The 6,947-nt window shown below is 59.1% G+C and carries 6 protein-coding genes; all 6 read left to right on the top strand.

Translation table 11 applies throughout. From position 1 onward, the window contains the following. The first annotated feature begins 1,492 nt into the window (after positions 1-1,492). On the top strand, positions 1,493-2,878 hold the full coding sequence (locus JWR14_RS23545; protein ID WP_299712763.1) for a gluconate:H+ symporter: 1,386 nt from the start codon (positions 1,493-1,495) through the stop codon (positions 2,876-2,878). A 68-nt stretch (positions 2,879-2,946) separates the two neighbouring features. Next, positions 2,947-3,237, top strand: a complete 291-nt coding sequence (locus tag JWR14_RS23540) for a DUF1272 domain-containing protein (RefSeq protein WP_299712760.1) — start codon at positions 2,947-2,949, stop codon at positions 3,235-3,237. A gap of 187 nt (positions 3,238-3,424) precedes the next feature. Then, a complete protein-coding gene (fae, locus tag JWR14_RS23535) occupies positions 3,425-3,964 on the top strand; it encodes a formaldehyde-activating enzyme (RefSeq protein WP_299712758.1) in 540 nt (179 codons plus the stop codon). A gap of 60 nt (positions 3,965-4,024) precedes the next feature. After that, a complete protein-coding gene (locus JWR14_RS23530) occupies positions 4,025-5,062 on the top strand; it encodes an aldo/keto reductase (protein WP_299712755.1) in 1,038 nt (345 codons plus the stop codon). Then, complete coding sequence (locus JWR14_RS23525; RefSeq protein ID WP_299712752.1) at positions 5,059-6,504, top strand: NAD-dependent succinate-semialdehyde dehydrogenase; 1,446 nt, start codon at positions 5,059-5,061, stop codon at positions 6,502-6,504. Before JWR14_RS23530 ends, JWR14_RS23525 begins: the two co-directional genes overlap by 4 nt. A 91-nt stretch (positions 6,505-6,595) precedes the next feature. Next, on the top strand, positions 6,596-6,947 hold a 352-nt coding region (locus tag JWR14_RS23520; RefSeq protein WP_299712749.1), incomplete at its 3' end, for an MFS transporter.

The following is a 6,947-nucleotide window of genomic DNA, read 5'->3' as shown; positions in this document are numbered from 1 at the left end:
CTCCGCCCTTCTGCTGCGTGATCGCAATGATTTCAGCTGCCACGTTTTGCTCCCAAATTTAGCTTTTCGAATTTTACATTGAAAACTCAATTTTTCTAGCGATAACTCATCTCGTTGGCCGTCTGGTTGGTTTTCTGTGGGTTTATGCGCATAAAGTCTGGAGCATCGAAGTGATTCGGCACATGCCGGCGCCGTTGTCGTTCATTGAAATCTGCGGGCTGTCGTGCAGAGGGTCGAGGGTGGAATGTTGCTTCTCAAGTTGCTGCCCTGCTTTTCATACTCGGTCTGTGTGCCGGTGAGTCGATATGATCGGCAACGTTTTGGGCCGCGGCCTCTAGGCGAATTCGATCGAGGAAACTTGGTTTTTGCCACTGGCCTTGGGCCACTCCTTGGATATTTCAGCAGCGCGTCAGTGTCCGCCGCCGCTCCGTGGGAGTGTGACCTCGGTTCGTCCTGTCGCTGCAGAAGGCCGATTGGCTTCGATAAATGATTCCGCGAACGGCGCATTAAGAGCGGTCGACCTTCAGCCCCTGCTGAATGATGAATAACGTGCATGCGGCGCCGGTCGATGAATGGCTGGTTTACCAAAAGTAACAACGATTGAGCCAGGAAACCCGTCAAGGAGAAGCTTTATGCGCATAAAGTCCGGCACCACGCATCGGGATTTCTGAGGTCCCACCAGTGAGGGAGTGAATGCGAACAACACGGCGATTGGGATAAATTAGGACAAAACTCGATCAGTCAGCCTTGGCGGGGTTTGATGCGCATAGTTCCGGGCGCCTCAGTTGGGTTCGAGATGTCCGGAACAATCTGAAGGCGGAACGTCATGCGCATTAGTTTGTTTGTCACTATCTCTTGATGCCATCGAAACTCGCTCTCTCTACTTACGCCTAGCCTCTTCAGGGCTCAGCTTTTCGTGCGGGTCTTGCGGTCGAACGCATACAACCGCCGCTGGACTTAGTTGAAATTTTAATAGTTATAGTTATTAAACATAATAAACGTCATATACGGCAGCCCGCCGCTGGCTCCAACGCCGGCTATCCCTGTATGCGAGTCTCGATGAAGCTTTAATCGACCATGAACTTCAGGACGCAAAGAACGCAAAAATAAATCGAACCAAGAAAGAATCGAACCAAGAAACAATCGAACCAAGAGCAAGGTGAGACCTCACCCCAATCAACGTGCCGAAGTCGTAACATGCGCACTCGCGTCCTCCCGCGCCCGCCAAAGAACGGCCCTGAAGAACGGCCCTGAAGAACGACGCTAATCCAACGACCTCCAATCAAACGCCTCACCACTTAAAAATCACCTCCAACCCCCTACGACCTGAAAGCATCCCAAGTATTTTGTAAGCCTCCGCTCGTAAAATCCGGCGACCGTGCGATGCCTGCGACTCACCAACACCGGACGTCGCGGAGAAACCGCAGAAGCAAGCGGGCAAACACGCAAACGGAAAACCGGTCACTCCCTCTACTTAGCCAAGGGCATTTCAGTGCATCTGACCTCGACTCTCGCCGCGTGGTCCACCCACGACACGCGTCTTCTCATCGCATGCGCGCTCGGTCTGGCGTCAATCATCGTTCTCATTAGCGCGCTGAAACTTGCGCCATTCCTCTCCATCCTCGTCGGCACTTTTGTCGCGGGTTTCACGGCGAGCTTGCCGCTGGAAGCCGTCGCGAGCGCATTCAGCAAAGGGGCGGGCGGAATCCTGGGCGATGTCGGCATCATCATCGCGCTCGGGGCCATGCTCGGCGCGCTGATGGCGGAATCGGGCGCAGCGGACCGCCTGGTTTCCACCATCCTCGATCACTCCACGCCGCGCACCTTGCCGTGGCTGATGGCGCTGGTGGCCATCATCATCGGCTTGCCGCTGTTCTTCGAAGTGGGTCTCGTCATGATGGTGCCGATCATCTTCGTGATGGCGCGCCGCTCGAAACAGCCAATCTTGCGTATCGCGATTCCCGCGCTCGCCGGCATGACGACGCTGCACGCGCTGCTGCCGCCGCATCCGGGTCCGCTGATCGCCGTCAGTGCGCTGCACGCGGACCTCGGCATCACCATGGGGCTTGGCTTCATCATCGCCATTCCTGCCGTGATTCTCGCCGGGCCGGTCTACGGTATGTGGCTGTCGAAACGCATGCACGTGGACGAGCCGGAGGAGATGGGCAAGCTGTTCTCATCGAAAGTCGATGCGAACGGAGCGCTCGACGCGCCAAGCTTCGGCATCTCGTTGCTGACCATTCTTCTGCCGGTCGTGCTGATGCTTGGCCGAACCGTGGCGAAACTGGCGGTCCAGCCCGAAACCCTTCTCTTCGATACTCTCAATTTTCTCGGTGAGCCACTTATCGCCCTGGGACTCACCGTTCTTTTCGCGATCGTTGCGCTGGGCTGGTCGCGTGGCATGCCGCGTGACCGGGTGGGCGGCATCCTGCGCAAAAGCCTGCCGCCGATCTGCGCTTTGCTGTTGACCATCGGCGCAGGGGGCGGTCTCAAGCAGACGCTGGTTGTCGCCGGCATCAGCACGACGATCGGCAAGATCGCCATCGGCTCGCACATGCCGCTGATCCTGCTCGCCTGGCTGATCGCAGTGGCCTTGCGGCAGGCGACCGGCTCGGCGACAGTGGCCACCACGACCACCGCGGGGATCATCGCCCCGGTCGTGGCGGGCTTGAGCGCGACCCACAACTCGCTGTTGGCGCTGGCGATTGGCGCGGGTTCGGTGTTTTTCTGCCACGTCAACGACGCCGGTTTCTGGATGATCCGTGAGTACTTCGGCTTGCAACTCAAGCAGACCGTCTACGTCTGGTCAGTGTTGCAAACCATCGTCTCGGTCGTCGGCCTTGCGTTGACGCTGGTCATGTGGGGCGTGCTGACCTAAATCGTGGGCAGATTGGCAAGGCAAGCGCGGACTCGAACCTTAAACTGCAAAAAAAGGAGATGTCCATCATGCTTGCCTTGCGCCCCTCTTGTGAATGCTGTGGAAAAGCGCTGCCGCCCGACGCGCGCGACGCGATGATCTGCAGCTTCGAATGCACGTTCTGCGAAGCCTGCGTGTTGTCCCGGCTGAGCAACGTATGCCCCAATTGCGGCGGTGGCTTCCAGCTCCGCCCCATCCGACCGAAAGCAATGCTCGAAAGCCGGCCGGCCTCAACCGATGTGCATCCGGCCGGCGTGGATGAACACGCGCATCGCGCATTCCTCGATCGCTACAGTGCGATCCCCCCTTCCGAACGGTAAACGCAAGCAGGCCTGAGTGCCGTGAGCCGTCGACGTCACGTTCGTCGCATTCGTCGCATTCGCCGGCCTCAGGGCATTCCCTGATCTGAGCGGCGCTCATATCCGTCCGCACGAATCGTCGATTCCTCCTCATCGACATGCGCTCGCACAATCTGTTCATCGATCCACTCCATGAACGGAAGCCAGCATGCCAACACCCCAAACCGGCCGCACCCTCCATATAGGCGAAGGCTTTGAAGGCCCGGGCGTCAATCTCGCTCACATCAACGTGCTCGTCGGCCCGCGCAATGGCCCCGCAGGGCAGGCGTTCGCCACCGCGCTCGCCACGCCTTCGGCCGGCCACGCGCCGTTCGTCGTCATCGCGCAACCTGGCGTGCCGACCAAACCGCTCACGCTGTATGTCAACAAGGCCCCCATAGCGGGCGATTTTCACGGCAACGCAACCTGGGGCGCATCGCAGGCGGGAATAGCGAAGGCAGTTGCCGAATCGCTGGAAGACGGCACGTTGCCGCCTGAAGCGGAAAACGATTGGGTAGTGGTAGCGGCGAACTGGGTGAACCCGTCTACTGACAATCTCGATGCAGTCTTTCGCAACAACTACCGTGCGGCGAAAAATGCCATCAAGGCCGCCATGCTCGGCTTGCCGTCGAAGGAAGACGTGTTCGCCGCTGCGCGCGAAGTATCGAATCCTTTCTACACACCTAATTTGCCGCAAGCGGCCCTCTAAAAATCAGCGCGACGGTGCCGTGCCCGGCAACCGTCGCCGTGCGTCATGGAGACTCAAAGAATGGAATTTGTCCGTCTGGGCCAGTCGGGCCTGAAAGTATCTCGCCTGTGTCTTGGCACCATGAATATGGGTACCCCGCAATGGAAACCGTGGATTTTTGACGAACAAAAGAGTGAGCCAATCGTCCGCCATGCGCTGGAGGCCGGGGTCAATTTCATCGACCTGGCGGATTTCTATTCGGCTGGCGTTGGAGAAGAAGTCGTCGGACGCATTCTCGGCCGCCTTGCGCGGCGCGAGGAAATCGTGGTGACGACCAAGGTCGGCTATGACATGGGCGCTTATCAAAACGCTGGCGGTCATTCGCGCAAGCATGTGCTTGACGGTATCGACGCATCGTTGCGCAGGCTGGGCATGGACTATGTGGACATCTACATGCTGCATTACTTCGATACCGCTACGCCCGTGGAGGAAACCATGGGCGCGCTGAACGACATCGTCCGTTCGGGCAAGGCGCGTTATATCGGGGTATCGACCATGTACACGTGGCAACTGGCGAAGATCGTCCAGGTCAGCGAGCGGCATGGCTGGCACAAGCCTATCAACATGCAGTTGCAGTTGAATCTCGCCTACCGCGAGGAAGAGCGCGAAATGATGCCGTATTGCGCGGACCAGGGATTGGGCGTGTCGGTCTTCAGCCCGCTGGCGCGCGGTCTCCTGACGTGCGACCCCGCGTCCACGCGTAGCCAGACCGATTTCTTCATGTCGCAAATGTACGGCGACGCGGCCTCGCGGGAGATTGCGGCGTCGGTGGCACGTGTGGCGAAGCGGCGTGGAGTGGGCGCGGCGCAAATTGCGCAGGCCTGGGTGCTTCAGCGCGACGGTGTCGCCAGCATGCTCGTGGGCGCAGATTCGCCCGCCCAGTTCGATAGCGCGCTCAGCGCGCTCGGCACTCACCTGGACGCGGACGAACTGTACGAACTCGAGCGCAACTACACGCCGTGCGATGTCATCAATGACTACACGGCCGGGCGTCGTACCGCCCGTGAATCTCGTGCGCCGCAAGGTGACTTTGTTCAATCGATGAAGGACGCCGCATGAATCTGCTTCGCAAAGAGCATTACATCAATGGCGCCTGGCACAAAAGCGCTGAGACTTACACCGTCCGCAATCCGGCTACGGGCGAAGTGATCGCAGATGTCGCGAAGGCCGGCGCTGCGGAAGCCCATCAAGCCATCCGCGCTGCGGAGATCGCGTTTCCCATTTGGCGCTCTCTCACCGCGAAAGAGCGTGGGGCGCGGGTCAGGTGCTGGGGCGAACTGATGCTGGAGCATCGCGACGCGCTCGCTGAACTGCTGACGCGTGAGCAAGGCAAGCCGCTCGCGGAAGCAAAAGGCGAAGTGGTCTATGCCGCAAGTTTCCTCGAATGGTTTGCCGAGGAAGCGAAACGCAGCTACGGAGATGTGATCCCGAGTTCGAAGCCCGGCTCGAAGATCATCGTGACGCGCGAGCCGGTCGGCGTGGTCGCCGCCATCACGCCCTGGAATTTTCCGCTTGCCATGATCACGCGCAAAGCAGGCCCTGCGTTGGCGGCGGGTTGCACGATGGTGTTGAAGCCGTCGGAGGAAACGCCTTTGAGCGCGTTGGCACTCGCGGTGCTCGCGGCGGAAGCTGGCATCCCCGCGGGCGTCTTCAACGTCGTATCCGGAGACGCGGTTGCGATTGGCGCTACGTTGACCGCTTCGCCCGTGGTGCGCAAGTTGTCGTTCACCGGTTCAACGCGCGTGGGCAAGCTGCTCGCCGCGCAATCCGCGGACACGTTGAAGAAACTCTCGCTGGAACTTGGCGGTAACGCACCGTTCATTGTGTTCGACGACGCCGATCTCGACGCAGCAGTGCAGGGCGCGATGGCATCGAAGTTTCGCAACACAGGCCAGACCTGCGTATGCGTGAATCGATTTTTCGTGCAGTCGGGAGTGTATGCCGAATTCACGCAACGCTTGACCGAGGCAGTACGGAAGCTTCGCGTAGGGGATGCGCTCGAGCAAGAAGTCGATCAGGGGCCGCTCATCAACGAGGCCGCTTTCAGGAAAGTCGGCGATCACGTTGCGGACGCACTGAGCAAGGGCGCATTCGCACTAATCGGCGGCCATCCCCATGAGCTGGGCGGGACGTTCTACCAACCGACAGTGCTCGTTCATGCGAATCGCACCATGTCTATCGCCCAGGAAGAAACGTTTGGACCGGTGGCCGCCTGTTTCCGCTTCGAAACAGAGGCCGAAGCGATCACGCTTGCCAACGACACCCCGTTCGGGTTAGCCGCTTATTTCTATACGCGGGATCTGGGCCGCGCGTGGCGTGTAGCCGACGCACTCGAGACAGGCATGGTGGGTATCAACGAAGGAATCATATCGACGGAGGTGGCGCCGTTCGGCGGCGTCAAGCAATCAGGTCTTGGCCGCGAGGGATCGAAGTACGGACTCGATGAATACATGGAAATGAAATACATGATGATCAGCGGCCTGATGGGCATTGATCGCTGAACGCAGAAGATGCTGGTTATGCGCCACGCAATGTTGCTGCCGCGCATGGCCAGCATCGCGAAATTGAAGAACATAAAGGTAAGGAGACGCAGTGAGTCATCAGGACACGCCAAGTAGTGCATTTCCAATCAGCCCACCGCCTCATGCGGCCGCAACACCTATTCGTGCGCCAGCACCGCAGACGCCGAAGCCGGTTTTACTCGACGACATCCCGTTAAACCGGTTTCACATGAAAATTGCGGGCCTGACATTTGGCGCGCACTTCACCGAGGGTTATGCGCTCGGCACTGTGGGATACGCGCTGGCATCGATGAATCGGCAGATGCCACTCGATTCATTCTGGATGGGAGCAATCGGCAGTTCCGCTTTGATCGGAATTTTCCTCGGTAGCCTGGTATTTGGCCGGCTGTCGGATCGACTGGGACGCCAGAGCATCTTTCTTA

This window comes from Caballeronia sp. (genome assembly GCF_028292365.1).
In the GTDB taxonomy this organism is placed as follows: domain Bacteria; phylum Pseudomonadota; class Gammaproteobacteria; order Burkholderiales; family Burkholderiaceae; genus Caballeronia.
The sequence above is the reverse complement of the archived record's forward strand: the minus strand, read 5'-3'. Positions and strand labels throughout refer to the sequence as shown.